The following is a 637-nucleotide window of genomic DNA, read 5'->3' as shown; positions in this document are numbered from 1 at the left end:
TTCGCGGGAAAACCCATACGGTTGGTGTGATTCTGCCTTATAGCGATCATCCCTGCTTTGATAAAATCGTGAACGGAATCACCAAGGCTGCTTTTCAGCCTGAGTATGCAACGACGCTCCTCCCCACCAATTATAACCCCGCTATTGAAATCAAATATTTAGAGCTGTTAAAAACAAAGAAAATTGACGGACTCATTATTACTTCCCGCGCCAATCATTGGGCCAAGATTTTAGCTTATCAGGAATATGGGCCAATCATCGCTTGTGAGGAAACCGGTGACATTGATGTCCGATGTGCGTAAAACGACAGAAAAGCTGCTTATGCAGAAAGCTTTCGCTATCTAACAAGCCGCGGACATGAGAATATCGCTTTTACATGCGTCAGAGAAGCCGACAGGAGCCCAAGCACGGCTGATAAAGCTGCGGCCTATCAATCTGTTTGCGGAAGGCTGGAAGACCGCCATATGCTGTCTGGATGCAATGATATGAATGACGGTGAGCGGGCAGCTGAGCACTTTTATACGAGCGAACGGATTCCTACTGCTATTTATGCAAACAGTGATGAAGTGGCAGCTGGAATTCATCTATTTGCCCAGAAGAATAATTGGGATGTTGAAATCATAGGTGAGGGAAATAC

General features: G+C 45.7%; 1 pseudogene. It reads left to right on the top strand.

What is annotated here, in order from left to right:
* A pseudogene (locus tag RVS70_RS21765) lies at positions 1–637 on the top strand (catabolite control protein B); the annotation flags it as partial.

Origin of the sequence: Virgibacillus sp. M23 (assembly GCF_034190895.1) — a bacterium.
Classification (GTDB): domain Bacteria; phylum Bacillota; class Bacilli; order Bacillales; family Amphibacillaceae; genus Virgibacillus; species Virgibacillus salarius.
The sequence above is the reverse complement of the archived record's forward strand: the minus strand, read 5'-3'. Positions and strand labels throughout refer to the sequence as shown.